General features: G+C 36.9%; 24 protein-coding genes, 2 rRNA genes and 1 pseudogene. 20 read left to right on the top strand and 7 right to left on the bottom strand.

Annotation, left to right across the window (positions count from 1 at the left end; translation table 11 throughout):
• The 7 genes from RCJ93_RS15100 to tsaD form a co-directional block, all read left to right on the top strand.
• Window positions 1-105, top strand: a 23S ribosomal RNA gene (locus tag RCJ93_RS15100); the annotation flags it as partial.
• A 64-nt stretch (window positions 106-169) separates the two neighbouring features.
• A 5S ribosomal RNA gene (rrf, locus tag RCJ93_RS15095) occupies window positions 170-285 on the top strand.
• Window positions 286-427: 142 nt separating this feature from the next.
• Window positions 428-913 carry a pyridoxamine 5'-phosphate oxidase family protein gene (locus RCJ93_RS15090; protein WP_446739433.1) on the top strand — a complete coding sequence of 162 codons (486 nt, stop codon included), beginning with the start codon at window positions 428-430 and terminating at the stop codon, window positions 911-913.
• A 128-nt stretch (window positions 914-1,041) separates the two neighbouring features.
• Window positions 1,042-1,494 (top strand): tRNA (adenosine(37)-N6)-threonylcarbamoyltransferase complex ATPase subunit type 1 TsaE, encoded by a 453-nt coding sequence (gene tsaE / locus RCJ93_RS15085; protein WP_150285606.1) that lies wholly within the window; start codon window positions 1,042-1,044, stop codon window positions 1,492-1,494.
• Entirely contained in the window at window positions 1,491-2,198 is a 708-nt protein-coding gene (gene tsaB, locus RCJ93_RS15080) for a tRNA (adenosine(37)-N6)-threonylcarbamoyltransferase complex dimerization subunit type 1 TsaB (RefSeq protein WP_446739432.1), read from the top strand. The genes tsaE and tsaB overlap by 4 nt, the downstream gene beginning before the upstream one ends.
• Window positions 2,195-2,638 carry a ribosomal protein S18-alanine N-acetyltransferase gene (rimI, locus tag RCJ93_RS15075; RefSeq protein WP_150285614.1) on the top strand — a complete coding sequence of 148 codons (444 nt, stop codon included), beginning with the start codon at window positions 2,195-2,197 and terminating at the stop codon, window positions 2,636-2,638. Before tsaB ends, rimI begins: the two co-directional genes overlap by 4 nt.
• A complete protein-coding gene (gene tsaD / locus RCJ93_RS15070; RefSeq protein ID WP_446739430.1) occupies window positions 2,638-3,657 on the top strand; it encodes a tRNA (adenosine(37)-N6)-threonylcarbamoyltransferase complex transferase subunit TsaD in 1,020 nt (339 codons plus the stop codon). Before rimI ends, tsaD begins: the two co-directional genes overlap by 1 nt.
• A 360-nt stretch (window positions 3,658-4,017) precedes the next feature.
• Here tsaD and RCJ93_RS15065 read toward each other — a convergent pair whose 3' ends face one another.
• Complete coding sequence (locus RCJ93_RS15065) at window positions 4,018-5,955, bottom strand: ABC transporter ATP-binding protein (RefSeq protein ID WP_446739429.1); 1,938 nt, start codon at window positions 5,953-5,955, stop codon at window positions 4,018-4,020.
• Window positions 5,956-6,084: 129 nt separating this feature from the next.
• Between RCJ93_RS15065 and RCJ93_RS15060 the strand changes: the two genes are divergently transcribed.
• The 4 genes from RCJ93_RS15060 to tatC all read left to right on the top strand — a co-directional run bounded on the left by RCJ93_RS15060 (window position 6,085) and on the right by tatC (window position 10,144).
• A complete protein-coding gene (locus RCJ93_RS15060; RefSeq protein ID WP_066790247.1) occupies window positions 6,085-6,720 on the top strand; it encodes a redox-sensing transcriptional repressor Rex in 636 nt (211 codons plus the stop codon).
• A gap of 175 nt (window positions 6,721-6,895) precedes the next feature.
• Window positions 6,896-8,953, top strand: a complete 2,058-nt coding sequence (locus RCJ93_RS15055) for a catalase (RefSeq protein WP_150285602.1) — start codon at window positions 6,896-6,898, stop codon at window positions 8,951-8,953.
• Window positions 8,954-9,179: 226 nt separating this feature from the next.
• The gene (locus RCJ93_RS15050) at window positions 9,180-9,371 is read left to right on the top strand and encodes a twin-arginine translocase TatA/TatE family subunit (protein WP_066790243.1); all 192 of its coding nucleotides are present in this window, start codon (window positions 9,180-9,182) and stop codon (window positions 9,369-9,371) included.
• A 17-nt stretch (window positions 9,372-9,388) separates the two neighbouring features.
• A complete protein-coding gene (gene tatC / locus RCJ93_RS15045) occupies window positions 9,389-10,144 on the top strand; it encodes a twin-arginine translocase subunit TatC (protein WP_066790241.1) in 756 nt (251 codons plus the stop codon).
• Window positions 10,145-10,266: 122 nt separating this feature from the next.
• Here the strand turns inward: tatC and RCJ93_RS15040 are convergent, their stop codons facing one another.
• Window positions 10,267-10,983: a CPBP family intramembrane glutamic endopeptidase gene (locus RCJ93_RS15040; protein ID WP_066790236.1), complete on the bottom strand. Its 717-nt coding sequence runs from the start codon at window positions 10,981-10,983 to the stop codon at window positions 10,267-10,269.
• Between the two features lie 190 nt (window positions 10,984-11,173).
• Between RCJ93_RS15040 and groES the strand changes: the two genes are divergently transcribed.
• Window positions 11,174-11,458, top strand: coding sequence for a co-chaperone GroES (gene groES, locus RCJ93_RS15035; protein ID WP_066790234.1), 285 nt, complete (start codon window positions 11,174-11,176; stop codon window positions 11,456-11,458).
• Between the two features lie 52 nt (window positions 11,459-11,510).
• Window positions 11,511-13,142, top strand: a complete 1,632-nt coding sequence (groL, locus tag RCJ93_RS15030) for a chaperonin GroEL (RefSeq protein WP_066790231.1) — start codon at window positions 11,511-11,513, stop codon at window positions 13,140-13,142.
• Window positions 13,143-13,282: 140 nt separating this feature from the next.
• Here the strand turns inward: groL and RCJ93_RS15025 are convergent.
• Window positions 13,283-13,455: pseudogene (locus tag RCJ93_RS15025) on the bottom strand (site-specific integrase); the annotation flags it as partial.
• A 184-nt stretch (window positions 13,456-13,639) separates the two neighbouring features.
• Between RCJ93_RS15025 and RCJ93_RS15020 the strand changes: the two are divergent.
• The 4 genes from RCJ93_RS15020 to RCJ93_RS15005 all read left to right on the top strand — a co-directional run bounded on the left by RCJ93_RS15020 (window position 13,640) and on the right by RCJ93_RS15005 (window position 15,977).
• On the top strand, window positions 13,640-14,293 hold the full coding sequence (locus tag RCJ93_RS15020; RefSeq protein WP_446739428.1) for a uridine kinase family protein: 654 nt from the start codon (window positions 13,640-13,642) through the stop codon (window positions 14,291-14,293).
• Window positions 14,294-14,311: 18 nt separating this feature from the next.
• A complete protein-coding gene (locus tag RCJ93_RS15015; RefSeq protein ID WP_446739427.1) occupies window positions 14,312-15,403 on the top strand; it encodes a low temperature requirement protein A in 1,092 nt (363 codons plus the stop codon).
• Window positions 15,404-15,484: 81 nt separating this feature from the next.
• Window positions 15,485-15,691: a (4Fe-4S)-binding protein gene (locus RCJ93_RS15010; protein WP_147197842.1), complete on the top strand. Its 207-nt coding sequence runs from the start codon at window positions 15,485-15,487 to the stop codon at window positions 15,689-15,691.
• A 13-nt stretch (window positions 15,692-15,704) separates the two neighbouring features.
• A complete protein-coding gene (locus tag RCJ93_RS15005; protein ID WP_236717642.1) occupies window positions 15,705-15,977 on the top strand; it encodes a GNAT family N-acetyltransferase in 273 nt (90 codons plus the stop codon).
• A 278-nt stretch (window positions 15,978-16,255) separates the two neighbouring features.
• On the opposite strand, the gene RCJ93_RS15000 is transcribed toward RCJ93_RS15005, so the two are convergent.
• The 4 genes from RCJ93_RS15000 to RCJ93_RS14985 form a co-directional block, all read right to left on the bottom strand.
• Complete coding sequence (locus tag RCJ93_RS15000) at window positions 16,256-17,635, bottom strand: YheC/YheD family endospore coat-associated protein (RefSeq protein WP_446739426.1); 1,380 nt, start codon at window positions 17,633-17,635, stop codon at window positions 16,256-16,258.
• Window positions 17,636-18,002: 367 nt separating this feature from the next.
• A complete protein-coding gene (locus RCJ93_RS14995) occupies window positions 18,003-18,278 on the bottom strand; it encodes a CotY/CotZ family spore coat protein (RefSeq protein ID WP_446739439.1) in 276 nt (91 codons plus the stop codon).
• Window positions 18,279-18,501: 223 nt separating this feature from the next.
• Window positions 18,502-19,521, bottom strand: a complete 1,020-nt coding sequence (locus tag RCJ93_RS14990) for a YheC/YheD family endospore coat-associated protein (protein ID WP_446739425.1) — start codon at window positions 19,519-19,521, stop codon at window positions 18,502-18,504.
• Window positions 19,521-20,741 (bottom strand): ATP-grasp domain-containing protein, encoded by a 1,221-nt coding sequence (locus RCJ93_RS14985; RefSeq protein ID WP_446739437.1) that lies wholly within the window; start codon window positions 20,739-20,741, stop codon window positions 19,521-19,523. The genes RCJ93_RS14990 and RCJ93_RS14985 overlap by 1 nt, the downstream gene beginning before the upstream one ends.
• A gap of 584 nt (window positions 20,742-21,325) precedes the next feature.
• Between RCJ93_RS14985 and RCJ93_RS14980 the strand changes: the two genes are divergently transcribed.
• From RCJ93_RS14980 to RCJ93_RS14970, 3 genes are read left to right on the top strand one after another with little or no spacing between them, the layout of a single operon-like run.
• Window positions 21,326-21,820, top strand: coding sequence for an RNA polymerase sigma factor (locus tag RCJ93_RS14980; protein ID WP_446739424.1), 495 nt, complete (start codon window positions 21,326-21,328; stop codon window positions 21,818-21,820).
• The gene (locus RCJ93_RS14975; RefSeq protein ID WP_446739423.1) at window positions 21,817-22,365 is read left to right on the top strand and encodes a zf-HC2 domain-containing protein; all 549 of its coding nucleotides are present in this window, start codon (window positions 21,817-21,819) and stop codon (window positions 22,363-22,365) included. The genes RCJ93_RS14980 and RCJ93_RS14975 overlap by 4 nt, the downstream gene beginning before the upstream one ends.
• Window positions 22,366-22,367: 2 nt before the next feature.
• Window positions 22,368-23,051, top strand: coding sequence for a YfjL-like protein (locus tag RCJ93_RS14970; protein ID WP_446739422.1), 684 nt, complete (start codon window positions 22,368-22,370; stop codon window positions 23,049-23,051).
• Window positions 23,052-23,120 lie beyond the last annotated feature (69 nt).

Raw genomic sequence — 23,120 nt, 5'->3', positions numbered from 1 at the left:
GCAAGTAAGTAAGATCCCTCAAAGACGATGAGGTAGATAGGTTCGAGGTGGAAGTGTGGCGACACATGGAGCTGACGAATACTAATCGATCGAGGACTTAACCAAATTTCTTAAGAACCTTCAATTCTCGTTTATCCAGTTTTGAGAGAACAAAATCTCTACATATATGTGGAGTGATGATGGCAAAGAGGTCACACCCGTTCCCATGCCGAACACGGAAGTTAAGCTCTTTTGCGCCGATGGTAGTTGGGGGCTTCCCCCTGTGAGAGTAGGACGTCGCTTCGCAATCAAACACAGCTGATATTTCAGCTGTTTTTTTTTATATTGTTTTTCTATACCATTTTTATAAAATTAACGAGCCTCATTCATTGATTAGCCTTCAGAAAAACAGGGTAAACTAAAGTAACTAAAAAATGGGGTGAAGTTAATGAATAACAATTATGATGCAAATGAAGTTGAAAAAGTAAGAGAGCTCATTAAAGATGTAGAAACAGCTATGCTGACAACAATTTCAAAAGACGGATTAGTATCTCGTCCGATGAAGACTCAAGAAGTCGAGTTTGATGGGGATTTATGGTTCTTTACGAAAAAGGAAACCGAAAAGTATGATGAAATAAAAAAAGAAGCAGACGTAAACGTATCTTATGCCGGTAAATACTATGTCTCTGTACGAGGTAAAGCCACAATCGTGGATGATGTAAACAAGAAAAAGGAATTATGGAATGCAGCTTATGAAAAGCTTTTAAATACGAGCTATGACGATCCTAATTTGATCTTAATTAAAGTGGAGGCAGAGTCAGCAGAGTATTGGGAAACAGGCAATATGATGAAAAGCATGGTTCATCTTTATAAGAAGATGAGAGGCAATGGTGATGACGCCAATAAAATGAATAATACGATTGAGCTCGATTAATATTTAAAAACTATCTTCAAATTTTTAATTGAAGGTAGTTTTTTATATATCATGAAAATGTGGCAGTTTGAACATTTCAGGAGATTTAGGTAAACTAGGAGTAATGAGAATGTGAGAGGACGAGTCTTATGACGATGGAAATCATGGTTGCTTCTTTAGAAGAGACCACAGAGCTGGCTATGAAATTGGCCGATTTGTTAGAATCAGGTGATGTACTCACTTTAGAGGGAGATTTAGGTGCAGGGAAAACAACCTTCACGCAAGGAATCGCCAAGGGTTTAGGCATTACGAGAACAGTTAACAGCCCTACATTTACAATTATGAAACAATATGAAGGTAGATTACCTCTTAACCATCTTGACGTATATCGGCTTGCGGACGGCGAAGAAGATTTAGGATATGATGAATTATTCTATGGTGATGCCGTTTCGATTATTGAATGGGCTCATCTAATAGAAACAGATTTACCTGCTGATCGTTTAGCCATTGAAATTAAGCGGATTGACGATAATAAAAGAAAGTTTATATTAATACCTTTTGGGAAACGGTATGAACTATTGTGCGAGGAGTTAAAAAAGTGATTTGGTTAGGAATAGATACAGCAAATTCACCCTTGGCAGTAGCTATTGTGAAGGATGGAAAAATTGTAGCGGCGGAAGCTAGAAATATGAAAATAAATCATTCAGCTAGTGTTATGCCGGCTATTGAAGATATTATCAAAAAAGCAGGCCTTTCACCAAGCGATATAGATGCGATTGCGGTTAGCCAAGGGCCCGGCTCTTATACGGGGGTCAGGATTGGCGTAACCGTAGCTAAAACATTAGCATGGACGCTTCAAATACCGTTGGCTGGTGTATCCAGCTTAAAAGTATTAGCCGCAAATGCCGATATATATCAAGGCCTTGTATGCTCGGTCATTGATGCAAGACGTGAAAATGTGTATGGCGGTGTATATAATTCCGCTCATCAATTAGAATCGGTTATTGCTGATGGGCATTATAGCATGGCTTCTCTTTTAGAGAAATTAAAAGAAATTGGTCAACCTGTCCTTTTTGTCGGGCAAGATGTAGATGTTTTCTGGCAACAGATTAAACAACAATTAGGAGAGCTTGCTACGCGCGCTCCATATACGTTTGATTTACCTAGTGCAGGGCAACTCATTTATCTAGCGGAGCAGGAAGAATTACCGGCAGTGGAAGACACACATCATTTTGTGCCAACTTATTGCCGACTGGTAGAAGCAGAAGCCAATTGGTTGAAAGAACAGAAGGAACAAAAACGATGATTACTTATAGAGAGATGACAGTTGAAGATGTAGAAGCAGTCCATGCGATAGAGGAAGCCTCTTTTCCTACACCATGGACAGTAGAGGCTTTTTATCAAGAAATGACTCGTAATACACAAGCCACATATATAGTTGCTGTAGAAGAGACAGGGAAGCTTATAGGCTTTTGTGGTATGTGGATTGTACTTGATGAAAGCCAAATTACAAATGTTGCGGTCCTTCCGGAAGGCCGAGGCAGAGGTATTGGAGAAGGACTTATGCGTAAAGCAATAATGACAGCGAAAGAAAGAGGCGTTGTCATCATGAGCCTTGAAGTGAGGGTTTCCAATACGGTTGCTCAAAACTTGTACCGAAAACTTGGATTTCAAGCAGGCGGTATAAGAAAAGGGTACTATACTGATAATCAAGAGGATGCTCTTGTGATGTGGGTGAATTTATAATGGAGAACATATATATATTAGGAATTGAAAGCAGCTGTGACGAAACAGCCGCATCTGTAGTGAAGAATGGAACTGAGATTGTCTCAAATGTGGTAGCCTCACAAATTGAAAGTCACAAACGATTTGGAGGCGTCGTGCCAGAAATCGCTTCTAGGCATCACGTAGAGCAGATTACTGTCGTTATTGAAGAAGCGTTAAAGCAGGCGAATATACAACCTGCTGATTTAAATGCTGTCTGCGTGACAGAAGGTCCTGGCTTAGTAGGCGCTTTATTAATTGGCATCAATGCGGCAAAAGCATTTTCCTTTGCACATGGTTTACCCCTTATTGGCGTACATCATATTGCGGGTCATATTTATGCCAATGCACTAGTACAGCCTATGGAATTTCCACTATTAGCTCTGGTCGTTTCCGGAGGCCATACTGAATTGGTGTTGATGAAGGAAGACGGCAATTTTGAATTAATTGGTGAGACGCGTGATGACGCGGCAGGCGAAGCTTATGATAAAGTGGCAAGGGTATTGAACATTCCGTATCCAGGCGGTCCGCAGATTGATCGATTAGCACATGAAAGCGATGGTGAAGTCGATTTCCCTCGCGTATGGCTTGAGCCAGATTCATATGACTTTAGCTTCAGCGGATTAAAATCTGCTGTTATTAATTATAAACATAACGCAGACCAACGAGGAGAGGCTATTAATCCAATGCATGTGGCAAAGGGGTTCCAGGATAGTGTTGTGGAAGTATTGACAGCCAAAACCTTGAGAGCTGCACGGCAGTACAATGTGAAACAAGTGATAGCTGCTGGAGGTGTATCAGCCAATAAAGGCTTAAGAGATGCACTAACTGCAACCTTTAACAAAGAGGATATACCTTTTTATGTGCCACCGTTAAAATTATGTACAGATAACGCTGCTATGATAGCAGCTGCAGGGACTTCTATGTTTAAAGCGGGGAAAAGAAGCGATTTAACGTTAAATGGCCGACCTGGATTAGAGTTGTTGTCATGGAATAAATAAAGTTATACACAGAAAAGGACTTTCATGTAAAATGAAAGTCCTTTTTGTAATAAAAAGTGTGAAAATTCTAAAATAATCCACAAATTGTGGACAGTTTGTGGATTAAATGTGTAATAACTAGATATAGTAGCAGTTTATACACATTTTTATGTGTATAACTAGACTAAAATCTGTGGATAATGTGGAAAACTATTTTAAACCATTGAAAAATAAGGATTGTTTATGTGAATAAATTTGTGGAAAAACATAGTTGGAAAATTAGCTATTGACCAATATATAGACAATATATGTGTTGTTACGACAAAAGGAGCTATCAAATGATTAATCATTCGACAGCTCCTTTTTATAACTACTAGTTATTCACAGCTTCTCAAGCTCTTCATTTAATTCAAGCCACTCTAATTCGAATACTTCATGCTGCTCTTTTAAATCATCTAATTGTGTTTGCAATTCCAGTACTTTTTCATGGTTCTGGAAGATTTCAGGGTCACAAAGCATCTTCTCAATGCCTTCTATTTGCTGGTCGAGCGTACTTAGCTGTTGTTCAATCTCTTCTATACGCCTGCTTACTTTTCGAATCTTTTTCTTCGCTTCTTTATCAATTTGCGTTGTTTTTTGTTTTTGATCGACTATTTCGATTGGCTTTTGCATTGCAGCCTGTTTTTCGGCAGCTATTTCTTCAAGCTCATGCTTCTTTTCAACGTAATAGTCGTAGTCGCCAAGATATTCAGTTGTCCCATCATGCGAAAGTTCAACTACTTTAGTAGAGATACGATTGATAAAGTAACGGTCATGCGAAACAAATAGCAATGTGCCAGGATAATCTACTAATGCATTTTCCAATACCTCTTTGCTGTCCAAATCAAGGTGGTTAGTCGGTTCATCAAGAATGAGGAAGTTTGCCTTTTGGAGCATTAGTTTTGCCAGAGCAAGCCTTGCCTTTTCACCGCCTGATAAATCACGAACAATTTTATCTACATCTTCTCCTGAGAAGAGGAAGCGGCCTAAAACTGTCCGAAGGTCCTTTTCATTCATTAAAGGCCATTCATCCCATAGTTCTTTTAGAATCGATTTATTACTATCTAGCTTTGCGAGTTCCTGATCATAGTAGCCGATCTGAACATTTGTGCCGAAATGGATTGTTCCAGAAAGCGGTGATTCATCTTTTATAAGTGTCTTTAATAATGTCGATTTTCCCACGCCATTCGGGCCGACTAAAGAGATCCGATCTGTACGGTAAACATGCAGCTGGATATTTTGAGAGACAAGAATTCCTTCATAGCCTATTGTTAAGTCATTCACCTGCAACACATCATTGCCGCTTTGGCGTTCAATCTCAAATGAGAAAGTAGCAGATTTTTCATCTCCTTCTGGAGAATCCATCCACTCTGTTTTTTCAAGTATCTTGCGCCTGCTTTGTGCGAGCTTTGTTGTAGAGGCTCGTACAATATTTTTTTGAATAAAGTCTTCTAGCTTTGCCTTTTCGCCTTGTTGCTTTTCATACAGCTTGCGGTCACGTTCATAGTTTTTTGCCTTTTGGTCCAGGTAATTACTGTAGTTTCCAGTAAATTTGTTGACATGGTGGCGTGATACTTCATAAACGATTGAAACGATTTGATCGAGGAAATAACGGTCATGGGATACAATTAAAATCGCTCCATCATAACTCTTTAAGAAGGTTTCGAGCCAGTTTAGTGTCTCGATATCTAAATGGTTGGTTGGCTCGTCCAAAATCAACAGATCGGGCTTGCTTAATAATAGTTTTGCAAGGGCGAGACGTGTACGTTGCCCTCCAGATAGCTCAGATATTTTTTGATCATAGCTGTCAGGATAGAACTGCATGCCGTGCAGAATAGAACGTGTATCAGCTTCATATTGATAGCCGCCTCTTTCTTTGAAATCATGCTGCAATTGATCATATTCTGTCATGACCTTTGCATATTGATCAGGATTTTCATAGACCTCAGGATCAGCCATTTTCAGTTCTAGAGTACGAATCGTTTGTTCCAGCTTTTTCAATGGTTCAAAAATCGTCATCATTTCTTCCCAAATAGATAGGGTCGATTCTAATCCGGCATGTTGGTCTAAATACCCTAGCCGAATATCCTTCGGTTTTATGATTTCGCCAGAATCATATGAAAGTTTGCCTGCGATAATTTTTAAAAGGGTGGATTTTCCCGCGCCATTTCTTCCAACGAGGGCAACGCGGTCACGATGCTGCACTTCTAATTTAACGCCGCTTAAAATTTCATCACCCATATAAGATTTATATAATTGATTGACCTGTAAAACGATCATATATTTACACCTCAGTTCACTCCTAGTTTATAGGAAGTCGGAAGGGTATGCAACGAGGATTACTTTGCAAAAAAGCTAATTATCATGTACTATTGAAGGGATTTTGATTTGCTAGCAGGAGGAAAAAGCGTGAAGTCCACAAGTAAAATTCCACAAGCTACAACCAAAAGACTGCCTCTCTATTATCGCTTTATCTTAAAGTTTGCAGAGGATGGGCAAGAAAGAATCTCTTCCAAAGAATTAAGTGAAGCGATGAACATTGACTCTGCTACAATTCGCCGTGATTTTTCCTATTTTGGAGCACTCGGCAAAAAAGGGTACGGCTATGAAGTGCAATATTTATTAACGGTCTTTCGTAGTGTATTAGATCAGGATGAACGTATGAATGTAGCCATTATTGGAGTAGGGAATCTTGGCAGTGCTTTGTTAAAATATAATTTTCAAAAGAACCATAATATGAAAATTGTTGCAGCATTTGATACAAGCGGAACAAAAGAAGGTAAGTATATCAATGATATCCCTGTTTTTCCGCCAGAATTATTAGAAGAAAAATTTTTAGAATACAAAGCGGAGTTGCCTGTTTTGACGATACCCGCCCGTTCTGCACAGCAAATGGCCGATAGGCTTGTCGCGATGGGGGTAAAAGGCATCTTAAATTTCGCTCCTGTCACATTGCATGTTCCTGATGATGTACGTGTACATACAATCGATTTGACAGTAGAACTACAGACATTAAGCTATTTCATGCGTAATGACGAAAGATAGATTAACTTCTATACAAATAGATAAAAGTGGCGCACAAGTCAACCAACTTGTGCGCCACTTTTTTGTCGAAAAAAGGATTCTTTTTATATTCAAACTTGAAATGAAATGTATATTGGGATAAAAAAATGCATATGGTTATAACGTTAGACATTTATAAGATAGGTTAGGTGATTAGATGGATAAGTACTCGCAAAACAAAAAGTCTGTTAAAAAGGATGCAAAGCAAGAGCAATTAGATCAATATCGTAAAAGTAATGATGGAAAGCCGTTAACAACCCAAGAAGGCCGAAAAATATCCAATGACTCGGAAACACTAAAAGCAGGAGTCAGGGGTCCTTCCTTACATGAGGATTATTGGTTTCTCGAAAAAATGTCGCACTTTAACCATGAGGAAATTCCAGAACGAGTTGTGCATGCAAGGGGCTATGGTGCCTATGGGGAGTTTGAATGTTATCAATCGATGGAGCACGTGACAGAGGCTTGCCTTTTCCAAGAACCTGGAAAGAAGACGCCTTTAGCTGTGCGTTTTTCTACTGTCCAAGGCCCGAAAGGCTCCTATGATACAGCGCGTGATTTACGCTGCTTAGGCGTAAAATTTTATACAGAAGAGGGCAACTACGATTTAACGACTATCGCTATGCCTGTGTTAATTAACCAAGATCCGATGAAATTCCCGGATGCCATGCATGCTTATCAAAATAAACAGGATGATGGAATCCCAACAGCAACAGGTGCGCATGATCGTTTCTGGGATTATGTAGCGAATAATCCCGAAGCACTTCACATGGTAACATGGATTATGTCTGACCGCGGAATAATAAAGAATTATCGAGTGATGGAGTCTTGGTCGATTAATACTTACTTATTCGTCAACAAAGCTGGCGTCGCAACTTTTGTAAGATTTGTTTGGAAACCGGTTCTAGGCGTTCATTCTCTACTTCAAGATGAAGCATTAAAAATTGGTGGTATTGACCCAGACTTCCATCGAAAAGATTTACGCGAAGCTATTGATAAGGGTGCGTTCCCTGAGTATGAACTAGGCGTTCAGCTAATCCCGATGGAGGATGAATTCAAATTTGACTTCGATGTGTTGGATCCTGCTAAATTCTGGCCTGAAGAGCTAGTGCCAGTTCAACTAATTGGTAAAATGACCCTTAATCGTAATATTGATAATTACTTCTCAGAAATGGAGCAAATCGCATTCAATCCTGCAAACGTAGTGCCGGGTATCGGTTTCTCAAATGATCCTGTTTTACAAGGAAGATTAATTGCTTATCGAGATACACAGCAGCATCGCCTTGGCAGTGCTAACTATCTTGAATTACCGGTAAATAAACCGCTCTGTCCTTTCCACAATAATACGCGCAGGGGCTTTATGAGAATGAGAATAGATGTGGACCAAGTAAACTATCACAATAACTCATTAATGGATAATACACCGCATACATCCACACCTGAAGAAGGTGGTTATGTACATTACCCGAAAAAAGTAGAAGGGCATGTTATCCGTGGAAGAAGCAAGTCGTTTAACGATTACTTCTCACAAGTACGTATTTTCTGGAACAGCTTGACGCCAATTGAAAAGCAACACACTATTGAAGGATTCAGCTATCAGCTTGGAAAAGTAAAGAGCGAATCAGTTCGTCAGCAAAATGTCGATTTAATAGTAAATGTAGACAAAGAATTAGCTTGCATCATCGCGGATAATATCGGTGTAAGACAGCCGAGCGGTGACAATGTGCCTGTCAATACTAGCTATGCATCTCTCAGCCAATCGACAACGCCTAAATATCCTTACACGCAAAAGGTCGGCGTGCTAATTGGTGAAGGATTCAATGGCCAAGAGGTAATGCAAGTTCTTAACTTCTTAGAGAGCAATGGTGTTTTCATTGATATTATAAGCGAAAGACTTGGAAATGTGACTGGAACAGACGGAGCGCAAATCAAAGTTAACCAAACCTTCATTACAGGAAGCCCGTATTTGGTTGATGCTCTTTATGTAGTCGGGGGAACTTCGAAATATCCAGCGAAGTTTATGCAAGATGTGTCTGACTTCGTACACAATGCGTATAAGCATTATAAACCGATTGGCGTAGGTACAGGCGGACAGTCATTCATCCAACAATCGCAAAACAATAATTTAGAGGGCGTAGTTTTTGCAGCTAATAATCCAAACTTTAATCAAGATTTCTTGAATGCAATTACTCAACAACGTTTCTGGAGCAGAACGTAAGGAAGAAGAGCAAATAGGATATGTTTCACTTAATTACTGGCTAGCTGTTTAGCCAGTTTTTTTATTATGTATGCAAAGAATACTCTTTTGTAGCAAATATAATATATTCAATCTAAGTAGAGTAGGGAAATTGTAGGTAAATATTTCACAATAAAATCGTGAATAGAATAGCCAAAAGCCTATTTTTACGTTAAAATAGGAGCAAGTATATGAGGAGGTGTCTGTAATGGGAATTAGTGCTGGAACTGCAGTAATTTTAGGAGTCGTTGCCATACTAATTTTCGGACCGAAGAAACTACCAGAGCTTGGTAAAGCAATGGGTTCTACTCTCCGTGAATTTAAGCATGCTACAAAAGGTTTAGCTGATGATGATGAGCCGAATAAAGTATCTGAAACAAAAAAGATTGAAGATAAATAAGTTAGGATGTTTAGTAAATGAATAACACAGAACTAACTATTGTCGAACATATAGAAGAATTAAGAAAACGGCTGATGATTGTTGCCGTTTTCTTTGTGGTTGCAGTGATTGGTAGTTTCTTTCTAGCACAGCCACTGATCCACTTTTTGCAATTTAGTAATGAAGCAAAGACTTTGCAGTTGCATTCATTTAAAGTGACGGATCCCGTCAATATTTATTTCCAAGTGATTTTTGTATTATCGATTGTTATGACATCGCCTGTTATTTTATATCAACTATGGGCCTTTATTACGCCTGGATTGTTTCCAAAAGAGCGTAAAGCGACATTACGGTATATCCCATACATTGTTTTCCTATTTGTGCTCGGCGTTATGTTTTCATATGAGGTTTTATTTCCTTATATGATTCATTTTATGACAGAGATGTCTACGGAAATGGATATTCAACAAACGATCGGCATTAATGAGTACTTCCAATTTTTACTCCAGCTGACGCTACCTTTCGGTATCGTATTTGAGTTGCCTATGGTCGTATTGTTTTTAACGCGGCTTGGTATTATTACACCTCAAATGCTCAGCAAGTTCAGGAAGTATGCCTATTTCATCTTGTTGGTCGTTGCAGATATTATTACGCCAACAGATGTTCTGTCGCTTTTTATCGTGTCTATTCCTCTATGTATACTGTACGAGATTAGTATTATGATTTCTCGAGTAGGTTATCGAAAATATATTAGAGCAGAACAGCAAAGACAAATAGAAATGCAACAACAATAGTAGAATAAACTGTAATCAAACGAAACTATTTGATTGCAGTTTTTTTATGCAAATGAAACAAAACCCTTCTTAATAAAAGAAGGGTTTTGTGTATAGTTGGAGAAATAGATAGAGAGTATAGCTTACTGATGCTGTTCTAAAAACTTCACGATGGGTTCCTGATAGAGCTGAATAGCAGTCACAAATCCATTTAGCATCATATGGGCAATGATAGACGTAATAATACGCCTTGTACGATAATAAAGAAAAGCGAATATAAAACCAGAAATAGCATAGATAATAATGTGAGTAAAATCAAAGTGAATGACAGCAAATACAAGCGAGCTGATCAGCGCAGCGATAAAGAAGTTTGTCGTTTGAATGAGCGAGCCAAATATAACACGCCGAAAAACAAATTCTTCTAGAATAGGACCGATAATAGCTAGCGCCAAAATAGCAACAGGTGCCGCATCTGCTATCGTTGTAAGGTTTGCTGTGTTTTCAGATGCCTGAGTAATGCCTAAGCTATGTTCGATAATGCCGCCGATCCACTGGCCTACAAATACAAGAAAGAATCCAATAACCCCCCAAAGAATAGATGTAGGGATAGATTCGGGTTTTTGTTTGAAAATTTTCCAGAAGTTTCGATTAAAGGCTATCACAATAAGAGATAATAGAAGAGCTACTGCAAAACTTATGACGATATACCACCCATTAATAGTGAGGACTAATTCTTCTTTCCCCATAGTTGGATATCTTTTTTTCATGAACAGTGCAAACGGTCGCATGAATACGACAGAAGAGAGCTGCATAGCAAGGTAAATCAATAAAATATATAACGCGGTTTTGTGTGATTTCAAACTCAATTTCCTTTCTGTTTTCTGCCTGTTTTCTTTATTGTAAATTAACTGAGAATAAAAACAAAATTTTTGATGCTTACCGCTTGCAAATGAAATGGGAATTCATTAATATAATAATTGTGTTAGCACTCAATAGTGAGGAGTGCTAATAAGCTAAGTATATACACATAATTCTAGGAGGTTGTTTCAATTGTTAAAACCATTAGGCGATCGTATTATTATCGAAGTTGTCGAAGTTGAAGAAAAAACTGCATTCGGCATCGTACTCCCAGACTCTGCAAAAGAGAAACCTCAAGAAGGAAAAGTAGTTGCAGTTGGTACTGGATTCTTAACAGATGGTGGTCAAGTGGTTCCACTTAACGTAAAGAGTGGAGACAACATTATTTTCTCTAAATACTCTGGAACAGAAGTAAAATACGAAGGCAAAGACTATTTAATTCTTCGCGAATCAGATGTTTTAGCAATCGTTGAATAAGAATAATAAACGTAAATGAAAAATAGATAAAATTTCAGGAGGTAATTTTAAAATGGCTAAAGATATTCGTTTCAGTGAAGACGCACGCAGCGCTATGTTAAAAGGTGTAGATAAACTTGCAAACGCAGTAAAAGTAACATTAGGACCTAAAGGGCGCAATGTCGTGCTTGAAAAGAAATTTGGTTCACCATTAATTACAAATGACGGTGTAACAATCGCTAAAGAAATCGAATTAGAAGATCCATATGAAAACATGGGTGCAAAATTGGTTTCAGAGGTAGCTTCAAAAACAAACGAAATCGCTGGTGACGGTACGACTACTGCTACAGTTTTAGCTCAAGCTATGATTCGTGAAGGCTTGAAAAACGTAACAGCTGGCGCAAACCCTGTCGGCATCCGCAAAGGGATCGACAAAGCGGTAGCTACTGCTATTACTGAATTACAATCAATTTCTCAACCAGTTGAAAACAAAGAAGCTATTGCACAAGTAGCAGCTATTTCTTCAGCTGATGATGAAGTGGGCGAATTGATCGCAGAAGCAATGGAACGCGTAGGTAACGACGGCGTTATCACAATCGAAGAATCTAAAGGTTTCACAACAGAATTAGACGTTGTAGAAGGTATGCAATTTGACCGTGGCTACCTATCACACTATATGGTAACAGATACTGATAAAATGGAAGCAGTATTAGATAACCCATACATCTTAATTACAGATAAAAAAATCTCAAGCATTCAAGATGTGCTACCAGTTTTAGAACAAGTAGTTCAACAAAGCAAACCATTACTAATCATTGCTGAAGATGTTGAAGGTGAAGCTTTAACTACTTTAATCTTGAACAAACTTCGCGGTACATTCAATGTAGTGGCTGTGAAAGCTCCTGGCTTCGGTGACCGCCGTAAAGCAATGCTAGAAGATATCGCTATCCTAACTGGCGGACAAGTGATTACAGAAGATATCGGTTTGGACCTAAAACAAGCTTCAATCGAAATGCTTGGCCATGCTGGCAAAGTAGTTGTAACAAAAGACCACTCTACAATCGTAGAAGGTTCAGGTTCAACTGACGCAATCGAAGCTCGCGTAGGTCAAATTCGTGCTCAATACGAAGAATCTACTTCTGAATTCGATAAAGAAAAACTACAAGAACGCCTTGCTAAACTTGCTGGCGGCGTAGCTGTCATCAAAGTTGGTGCAGCAACTGAAACAGAATTGAAAGAACGCAAACTTCGCATTGAAGATGCTCTTAACTCTACGCGTGCAGCAGTAGAAGAAGGTATCGTTGCAGGTGGTGGCGTAGCGCTAGTAAGTGTCTACAACAAAGTAGCTGAAATCGGCCAAGCAGAAGCAGGCGATGTGGCAACAGGCGTGAAAATCGTATTGCGTGCTCTTGAAGAACCAGTACGTCAAATCGCTGACAATGCAGGCCTTGAAGGTTCTATTATCGTGGACCGCTTAAAACGTGAAGAAGTGGGCACTGGCTTCAACGCTGCAAACGGCGAATGGGTAAACATGATCGATGCAGGTATCGTAGACCCAACTAAAGTTACACGTTCTGCACTTCAAAACGCAGCATCTGTAGCAGCTCTATTCTTAACAACAGAAGCAGTAGTAGCTGACATCCCAGAACCAGCTGGAGCAGCACCTGCAATGCCTGATATGGGCGGCATGGGCGGCATGATGTAACTTCCACAGGATGTGGTGGCTTAGGCTTTGTGATTGACGTCGTGGTTTTAGCCTAAGTTCCTATGTATGAAACCTTGATATATAAGGGTTTGTATGTAAGGTGAAAGTGTAATGCCAACATTTTGCTAACATAGAGTATATTAATCGAGGCTTCTCATTAGTTGTAAAAACTTTTGGGAAGCTTCTTTTTTCATTTCTTTTGTACATGGAGATAGACATTCTTTTTGATTTGATCACCTGAATGGCCAAGTCTATCCATGATTTGTTCGAGTGCGACACCTGCTTCTGCAAGAAGTGATGTATGAGTGTGTCGTTAGTTTAGAGTTCATGAATAAGTGTTGTAGCAAAATTGGATATTTATGTTAGAGTGTAAATGAGGATTGAAGAATTGCTTCTAACAGGACAGGTTAGTGGAACAAGGAAGTGGGGGGGCTCTTCTATAATATCGGGTGCTCTTTTAGCAAATGATAAAAAAACTTTAGAAATGGGAGTGAATGATGAACACATTAATTCAAGAAATCATAAATTGGATTTATAATTCGGATAAGAAGTTGGTAATCGGAATTTCTGGCCATGGTGCTGCTGGAAAAACGACTTTTGCGCATATGTTAATGGAAGAGTTAAAGTGCGATGTTAACTATCTTAATACGGATCCATACATAGTGAGTTCAGCAATTCGAAAATATGCAATGATTGACTATATACATAAAGGAACATTACATCGTTTTAAAATGACAGCATGCCATCCCGCAGCACATCATGTACCTTCCTTAGAAAGAGATCTATTGATGCTAAAAGAAAATATGAATTTACGTACGATTGATACACATTATCTAAAAAGTGAAATACTCTCTTCACAAAAGAAATTAAACATTGTAGAAGGGATGAGTGTTGCTTTTACTAATCCTGAACTATTTGATTTACTAATTTATTTTTATACAGATGGTGATACGGAACTTGAGAGACGATGCGGTCGAGATATAGAGGAAAGAGGAACGGATATCGAATATTTAAAGCAGTCTCACAATGAGCGACGCATTCAGTATGAGGTGTTTATGCATCCATACAGTGAAAACTTCGACATTATTATTAAGAGTGACATGGAAACAATTTATGTAGAGAAAAATACGCTGGATAATAAGTTAATTTAGTTTTGGAGGATTGGGATAATGGAAGAAAAAAAGGTCACTTGGTTAGAGCTGTTTTATGATTTGCTAATTGTAGCAGCTATTGCTACTGTAACTCATATTTTAATTCATGTGGAAAAAGGATACATACAATCAGATTATCTATTAAAGTTTGTACTGATTTTTATTCCCATCTGGTGGGCTTGGGTAGGACAAACGATGTTTACCAATCGCTACGGGGAAGATTTATTTCATCACCGTATATTTTTGATTTTACAAATGTTCTTTGCACTCATCATGATTGCTAGTTTATCAGTAGATTTCGATTCGTATTATAGATCTTTTCTAGTAGGCTATATTGGGCTAAGGGCATTAGTCGCAATTCAATATCTTGTTGTACAACGGACAGAGGTAGGGACTCGAAAGAAAGCTGCACTCTTTTTTGGAAAGTACTTTTGGGTTGGTATTATTGTTTCATTGTGCTCCCTCTTTTTTGACTCATGGATTAGGTATCTTATATTGTATACAGGTATATTTCTGGATATCTTAATACCAATTATTGGGCGTAAGCGATTGATGATGGTACCTACAAATACAGCCCATTTATTTGAGCGCTTTGGTTTATTTACTATCATTCTCTTCGGCGAAACTTTAGTCAGTACACTGGCTGTAATTCAACCAAAACAAGGTGATTGGAATTCCATATTATTTACTTTAGTTTCATTCGTTTTAATCATATCAATGTGGTGGCAATACTTTGATAATTTAGAAAAGAAAGTGAATAAATCTATAAAAACAGCAGGTCAAACGATTATATATGGTCATCTATTCATTTTGATGTCTTTAAGCATGATTGCAGCGTCGATAAGATTATTATTTATGCACGAGGTTAATTATTATTTTATTTTATTTTTTGTTTTTGGATCGGTATTACTCTACTTTTTATCAACTTCATTTGTTTTTCATCAATATAGATATAAGGAACAACGATTAAAAATATATCATTTAGGTTTATTTTTAGGGGTTTTAGTTGGATTTTTAATTCTTAATTTAATCATTACAGTACCTAATATTTTAATTATGGTAGAATTAATTGTATTTTTTGTTATCTATTCTAAGTTAACAACTTTTTAACTAACTATGGAAGTAATTTCTTATTTTCATAAAGAGATTAGATTATTTACTATGAATCTAAAAATATGAGGAGTGATAAAAATGGGATTAAAAGAGTATAAAGGCGAAAAAATTACAGTTTCTTTTGACGGGGAAATTTGTAAACATGCTGCTGAATGTGTTAAAGGGTTACCGGAAGTTTTTAATGTGAATGCTAGACCCTGGATTTCTCTTGATAAAGCAGATGCTGAAAAAGTAGTTGAAGTAATTGATAGATGTCCAAGCGGTGCATTAAAATATAAAATTTAAGGTGGGAATAAGGTTGCTGGAGATTAAACAAGGTAGTCAGTCATTTTATATAGGTGATGAGAAAAATAGTGAAGCAGAAGTCCATTTTGTTCGTGTAGGAGAAACTCGGATTATATTAGATCATACACATGTAGCAGAACATTTAAGAGGAAAGAATGTAGGACAACAATTAGTAAAAGCTGCTGTTGAATATGCTGAAAAAGAAAAATTACATGTTATTCCACTTTGTCCTTTTGCAAAAGCTGAGTTTGAAAAGAACCCTGAATATCAAAAGTTATTAGGGTAACTTTAAAGTAGAGGAGTAAATTATGTTACTTCTCTATTTTATGTTGAACAAACGCGATTTGGTGGCTTAGGCTTTTCGATTGTTGTCACGGTTTTAGTCTAAGTTCCTATGCAACCATTTCCCTGATATATTGAGTTTGTATCTAAAACAAAAAAGTGATCTGTAAGTAAAAGTACTCCTCTATATAGAGGGAGTACTTTTACTTTGATTAAATATCAGGTAGGTGGGTGGTGAAGTGTTAACTAATGTGCCAACAAGACTTTATTATATAACGGGTGTCACCAAAGTAGAGCTGACAGATCAGAATCCTTCTTTTCCTTTGGGAACCCGGCTAAATATTTCGCGTAAAGCATTCTTGATTTTCTGGCTTTTTTAATGGTACTTTTAGGTCCAACTCTCGAAAACTTTAAATATGGTTTACGATTATTTAGCTCAATTAACCAAATATGATGATCGCGGTCAAGAGCGATATCGACACCAGATTTGAATATGGTATCATATTCATCAATCTCTCTAGCAGCTTTAATAGCAATTTCAGACATCTTCTGACGGATATTCAATGCCTCAGCTTCAGATAGATTGTATAAAGTTAAAAGCAAAGATCGCGCATTTTGCATTCTTCCGCCATTTAAGATGTTGCTAACGCCACTGCCTTTCCTGCCTTTCCTTGCCACCATCCCTATGTCTTCCCACTGGCCACTCTGGTTTTTTATAAGAGCAATTCGAAAATCAATGGGATGATTTTTCTCTATTTCTATATCTATTTGTTGCTGTATAATAAACTTCTTACTTTTGAACTTAGATTTCACATAATCAAGTAGTTCGGTTTCAGAGGAAAAGTGGATGGTCTCGTTTTTTCTATTAAGACGGAATTTAACACAATATTGATTATGTTTCGCTATAAATTTTTCAATGCCATTTCCTGAGGATCCCGAGATAGGCTTTACATAAATGGTGCCAAGTTCTTTAAGATACTTTAAAATATCCGTGGGCTTCTTGTATAAGAAAGTTTTAGGTATATAGGGAAGTAAATCTGGATTTTTATGAAGTCGTTGATACATTTTCCATTTATTAATACCTGCTAGATGAAAAAAACGTCGGCCATAAAGTCTTTTTAAATATTTCTTACTGTCACTAGGCATGGTTGTTCTTTTTACTATGACAGAGGGAAATGGGAAAGTCCCTTCTACCCAGTTTTTAGTAGATGGATTGTAAAGAAAACCATGGACTTTAGAGTTATTTTCATCTATACCTTCCACCGATAATGCTAAAACGACGCCATTAACTAATCGATATTGTTTCTTTATTTGTTCAAGTTTTTTTATTTGTTTTAGTTTATTTACTTTCTTTTTAAGCTTTTTGTGAGAATTCGTTATCATCACGCCAATAAATGGCCCTATAATAATTTCATCATTTTGGATTGAAATTTCATAATCTACTTCTAAAGGAAGCCTCAGATTTTCTATGACGGTATTAGATAATCCGATTTCGTTTTCTTTTATTGTATTTAATTGTTTGAATATGACTTCCGTTTTATGAAGTCCAAAATGAATAGTAGTTTTTATCCTTGTTGCGTCTAGTAATTTTCTTTGCTTAGGATGTAATATGATGCATGGACTACCATCACTAATAGGAATTAATTTGTATACATTGTTCAATCAAGTACTTCCTTTCATATTGTTAATTTATAAGGTATAGAGCAGGATCGATTTTTTCTTATTTTGGTAAAATGAATTTCAAAAGTTTCTAATGGACTCAGTAGAAACACATAGGTTATTTTATTTGTGCATTTGCTAGGAGCAATTTTGCTAATAATAACGGGGATTAACTATTTATAGTGAGCAGCGATTCACAAAGTGATTTTTGTATAGTGAAAGGATGATGGGGAAGGCGCACTTACCAATAGATTGTTTAAATGCTATGGCAAAGTCCCATCATGAGTTGGATTTGTCCTTTTTTATATGTGAAAATTGCAACCATTTCTTACAAAATGGTTGCGGTTTTGGAGATTTATTAAAAAACTAATTATTTCGGTTCAATTTCAGGGAGTGGTCGATTGACTAGATTAGGTGGAAACGGATTAATTGCACAGAAACAATTTAAATCAACAATTATGCAGCTTTTAGTTTTCCGAAGCGAGTACAAATCGTCACATGAGTCAATCGGAATTCCGTCCATATCTATGGCTTCAAGTATTGATAATTCAGCACAGCAGGTGTCCTCATTCAATTTTTCTAATCGAAAAAAAGGGGATACTGTACACTTTGTGAATGCTTTTAAAGGTTTTAGATTGTTATTCATTAAAAGCATAAAAGGTATGGTATCTGTCGTAGCAGAAAAACATATAAATTGAAACTCCATCAGTTGACCGGATAATATACTTTGTTCCTTCTGTAGTGTTTTCATTGCCTTGCAAACGCAATTTTTGTTATCCACCAAATCTCCCCTCCTCGGCGGACAATTTTAGATGTGCCATATTTCTATTGTATTTTGGATCACAAAGAAAGGGTTGGGTGATTGTGCTTCAATGCGATTTTTTTTGATTAGCGAGATAAGCAGCATATGGAATAGTATTCATTGCTGCCTCCAATTCTCGGTAAATATATCCTGGTCTCCAGTTCACTTCAAAAATCCACAGCTTTTTATTTTCATCAATCCCAATATCAATTCCTAATTCATCTAATTGGTTATTATATAAGGCGTCAAACTTTTTTAAAAAACGCAGGGGGAACTGTTCTAACATTCTAAGAATATCAAAGCTTTCTACACCAAATTCTTTTTCTAGAAAAGATTCGAGCTTTCCAATATATCCTCCTGAACTGACATTACTAATAACTCCATCATCTGAACCGATCCTTGGGTAAATTAATGTAATCCCCCAATCACCAGAGCCATTTTTTTGAACATGGATTCGAAAGTCAAAAGGGAACCCATCCTTTGTCCTGCTTGAAATATAAGGTTGAACGAGGTATGCCTTCTCTTCTATAACCATTTCAATTTTCTTGCGGAATTCAGTTATATTAACAGTTTTCCGATGAGAACCTTCTAACAGCTCAATCTGATCTCCATTCCGTTCAATAAAAATTAAACCTTTGCCCTGGTTACTCGATAAAGGCTTTATAACAATTTTTTTAAATCGTTTTAATGCAGATAAAACATCTGATGAATCCTTGATTATTTCAGAAGGTATTAAGTAATGCGCATATTCAGGTATTGTCTTTATTTTTCTAAATACTTTCATTTTGTTACCTATTGGATGACTGGTAAAAGGTATGGTCTTTTTCAGCTGTCGATATACTTTTTTCTGAAATGAAGTTTTCATACCAGTAGCATTATAAATCACATCAGGAAAGGGCATCTCTTTTAGAATCCAAGTTCCATTTTCATATTGATAGCCGTGAATGACTTTTTCTTCAAACCTAACAGCACTGGGAGAGAAGAAATAAAAATTAATGCCTTCCATCTTCGCAACTGAAGCACAGGTATAAGCTTTTTTAATGTTATGAGGATGTTTTCTATAATGAAGCATTGCAACGGTCACCATTATATCTCCTCCGATAACGGTTCAATATAGAATTTTATTTTTTTAAAAGCATTCAACGCATTTTCCTTTGCCTCATCTAATGTTTCACCAGTAGCCATTACATACCCATAACGATGGCCCATTGATATAGGCGGTCTGATGACTGCTTTTTTACGTGACTTGATATAAACTTCTCTTACACCAGGTTCATTTGCAGCTCTTTTTTTACCTGTCACCTTTAAAAGTCGTCCAACAGAGTTTATCGTAATATAGTGAGTATAGAGATGTTTCTCGTGCTTCCTATCTACATTAGGTTCATCCCCAAGATAAAGTTTAATCGTTTCTTCTACCAAATTTATGCCGAACGCTTCTTCTATCATCCGATTCATCGCTCCACCAGATATTCTAGGATTAATCTCAATGAGCTTCCAATTTCCGTTTACATTTCTGATTTCAAGATGACAGGCAGCATTGGCTACTTTTAAATCGTTCATAATCGATTCCACTGTGCTGGACAGCTTTTTATAAAGGTCATCCTTTACGTTTAACTGAACTGCATAACCCGTTACAATAAACTTTAACTCTTTTGTAATTTCTTGTTTAAAAATAGCGACAATATTTATTTTGCCTTTGTGGACAAGGACTTCCACTAAATATTGTGGACCATCTAAATATTCCTCAAGTAATATTTGTTGGTCCGGATATATTCTTAAAAATTTCTTCATTATCTTTCTTAATTCATATCTATTTTTAACCAAATAGACATCCTTTGAAGCTTTTGACATAGGTGATTTTACAATTAAAGGGAATTTGTGTTCTTTTTTAATAAAAGTACTGATATTATCCACTGGCTGAAAAACTTCAAATTTAGGAGTTGTTGCATTTTCTTTTAATGCTCTTCTCGTTTCAGTTTTATCTTCCATGATCTTTAACGCTTCCACAGAAATATTTGATTTACATAATTCATTTGAAAGCTGTGCGGCTAATGACACGAAGGGATCTACAAAACTAATAATTGTTTTAATGATTTTGCCTTGTTCTTGAAGCTCAATAATTTGCTGACGGATGAGATCCTCTGTCATTTTATTAAAATGAACCATTTGCATAATATCCGGAAATTCTTTTCTTTGTTCTAAAAGCTTTTCTTTTTCAGTAAACAAAACGGTGTAAAAACCTAATCGAGCAGCCGTTTTTACAGCCTCCCTACTAGAACCGTTTTTTGTAGTTTCAATAAAAATCATTGTTTCCAATTTAACACTCTCCAAAGGAAATAACTTAGACCTAATTAGAAGTAACTAGCGTCCGAGTATTTTCGATTTACAATTTAGTGATACCTTATAACTGCTAATTCAAATGTGAAGTGAGTAGAAATAACAATAATCATGTAACAGAATCTTTTTTCCCTTCAACCATTAAATCTTCGAAAGAACAAACGAGACTAATCACCTGTAATCAAATACATTCTATATGTATGTATAACCGATAGGGGTTGTATAGGTAAATTTACTATAAGGATTTATTTTCATAGCAATTAATCTATTCATTGTTTCAAGTGATTATTATTCACTTGAAGCAGCAAAACCAGTAAAAGTCGTCAGAGAGAAGAATACAATGACCCAGATTTCATATAGCCCATCGTTGTCTTTTAGTCCGGAGGCATTCAAACCTTCCTTGTTTAAAGGCAACCAACTCTCATTCTATTAATTTCTCCCTCAACTAATTTATAATTTTAAAAATAAGAAATTGAAAATATTTTTATAAAAGTTGTAACGAAACATCTAGTCGAGGTATTAATGATTTGAACAGCAAGAGAGAGAGGGTCGTTATGAATAAGCTTGAAGAAGAATACGAAGAAATCCAACCGAAAATCTACGCATTTTTTTATGCAAAGACAGGAAATCAGGCAACTGCTCAAGACCTTTGCCATGATACCTTTTATGAGGCATGTAAAAACATCGCATCATTTAATGGTGTTTCCACCTTATCGACTTGGATGTTTTCGATCGCAGTGAACTTATTGAAGAAGCATTACCGAAAAAATAAGTATCAACTTAGCTTAATGCAAAAACTCTCCTTGATGCCAGAAACGGAAATCCATACTTTAGAAGAATTAGCCGAAATCAAAGAGGATACCAAAAAACTTTTATATCATATTTCAAAGTTGGAAGATTCAGCGAGAGAGATTGTACTGCTTCGTATATACGGAGAGCTGAGTTTTGCAGAGATTGGTGTATTAATCGGTAAATCTGAAAACTATGCACGGGTTAATTTTCACCGATTGAAATTAAGAATTCAAAAAGCAATGGAGCTGACTTTATGAAGACAAACTGTGCGGTGACGCAAGACTTACTGCCATTATATGAAGAAGAGTTATTGCATCTGGATACTCAACGGTTTGTTGAGGAACATTTGCAAAGCTGCCAAGAATGCCGGCATATAGCGGAACAATCACAAATTCCACTGCCTGCTGAAGTAAAACTTCACGGTGCTTCAAAAAACATGATTCGTAATATAACCGTGAAATTGACGACAATACAGATTTTCTTTGTAGCAATTGCCTTTGTATTAGCTATGAGTACGACCATTATGAATGACAACAGTGGGTTTATCCTGACCTACGCCATTTTGGGAGCAGTCACGTATCTGTTCTACCGATCTGTACTCGTTACCGTCCTGCTTGCGGGCGTACCGAATTTCCTGTGGAATTGCCTGTTATATATGACGGATTGGTTCGGTAAATTTTATGCTGACAGTTTTTCGGAAGCTCTTCAAATAGCACTGACTACATTGATTATTCACCTGTTGGTTACTGTTATTGGAATCCTTATCGGCTTTTGTATTCTTAAAATAAGAGAGGAAAAATAAATATGAAAAAGAAAATAATATATAGTGTAATTGCCATTTCATTAATTGCCGTCATCGTGGTTGCTTACATTCAAATGAGCGGTAATACAATGGACAAACATAAAGCAAAAGAGAGTCTAGAAGCGTTTTTAGAACAAAATTATCCGGATATGAATTACAAGATTAAGCGATCTGTAGGGTATGGATGGACTGACAGTACCTATCAGTTTAAAGTAGTGAAAAAGGATCCGTCAGCAGTTGAAACCACCTACTCATTCTATGTCTCAGGTATTGAACCCTATGAAGTCTTTAGTGATACGATTCATGAGTCTAACATAGACAAAGAGGCATCTAAAAAACTAAATACGGAGGCAGAGAGGTATATTCGAACGCTCCTTCAGAAAAAAGTGCCGCAAGTCGATTCAGTGGATACTGATGTAGAAGTATACAGTAAAGACGCCAAGGAATGGACGCCTCAGGTTAAAACACCAAAGCCTATCGTCATTATGCTAGAGATCGAAAAAGGGAAGCTAACAAAAGAACAGATGCTACAACAGTGCAAGCTGATGCAGAAACTGTTGAATGACCAATCAATCGATTATGGTATGGTTGAGGCGGGGTATCGCAGTATAGTGAACGGGGAAGAAGATTATGAATATGTTAGCTTTACTCCAGAACAGAAACTGACAATACAGGATATAAAATAAAATCAGTAAAATACCTGTTGTTATGTGAAGATGGCATTTTTGGATTTACAATCTTTCCAATAAAAAATC

This window comes from Rummeliibacillus sp. BSL5 (assembly GCF_052928305.1).
The sequence above is the reverse complement of the archived record's forward strand: the minus strand, read 5'-3'. Positions and strand labels throughout refer to the sequence as shown.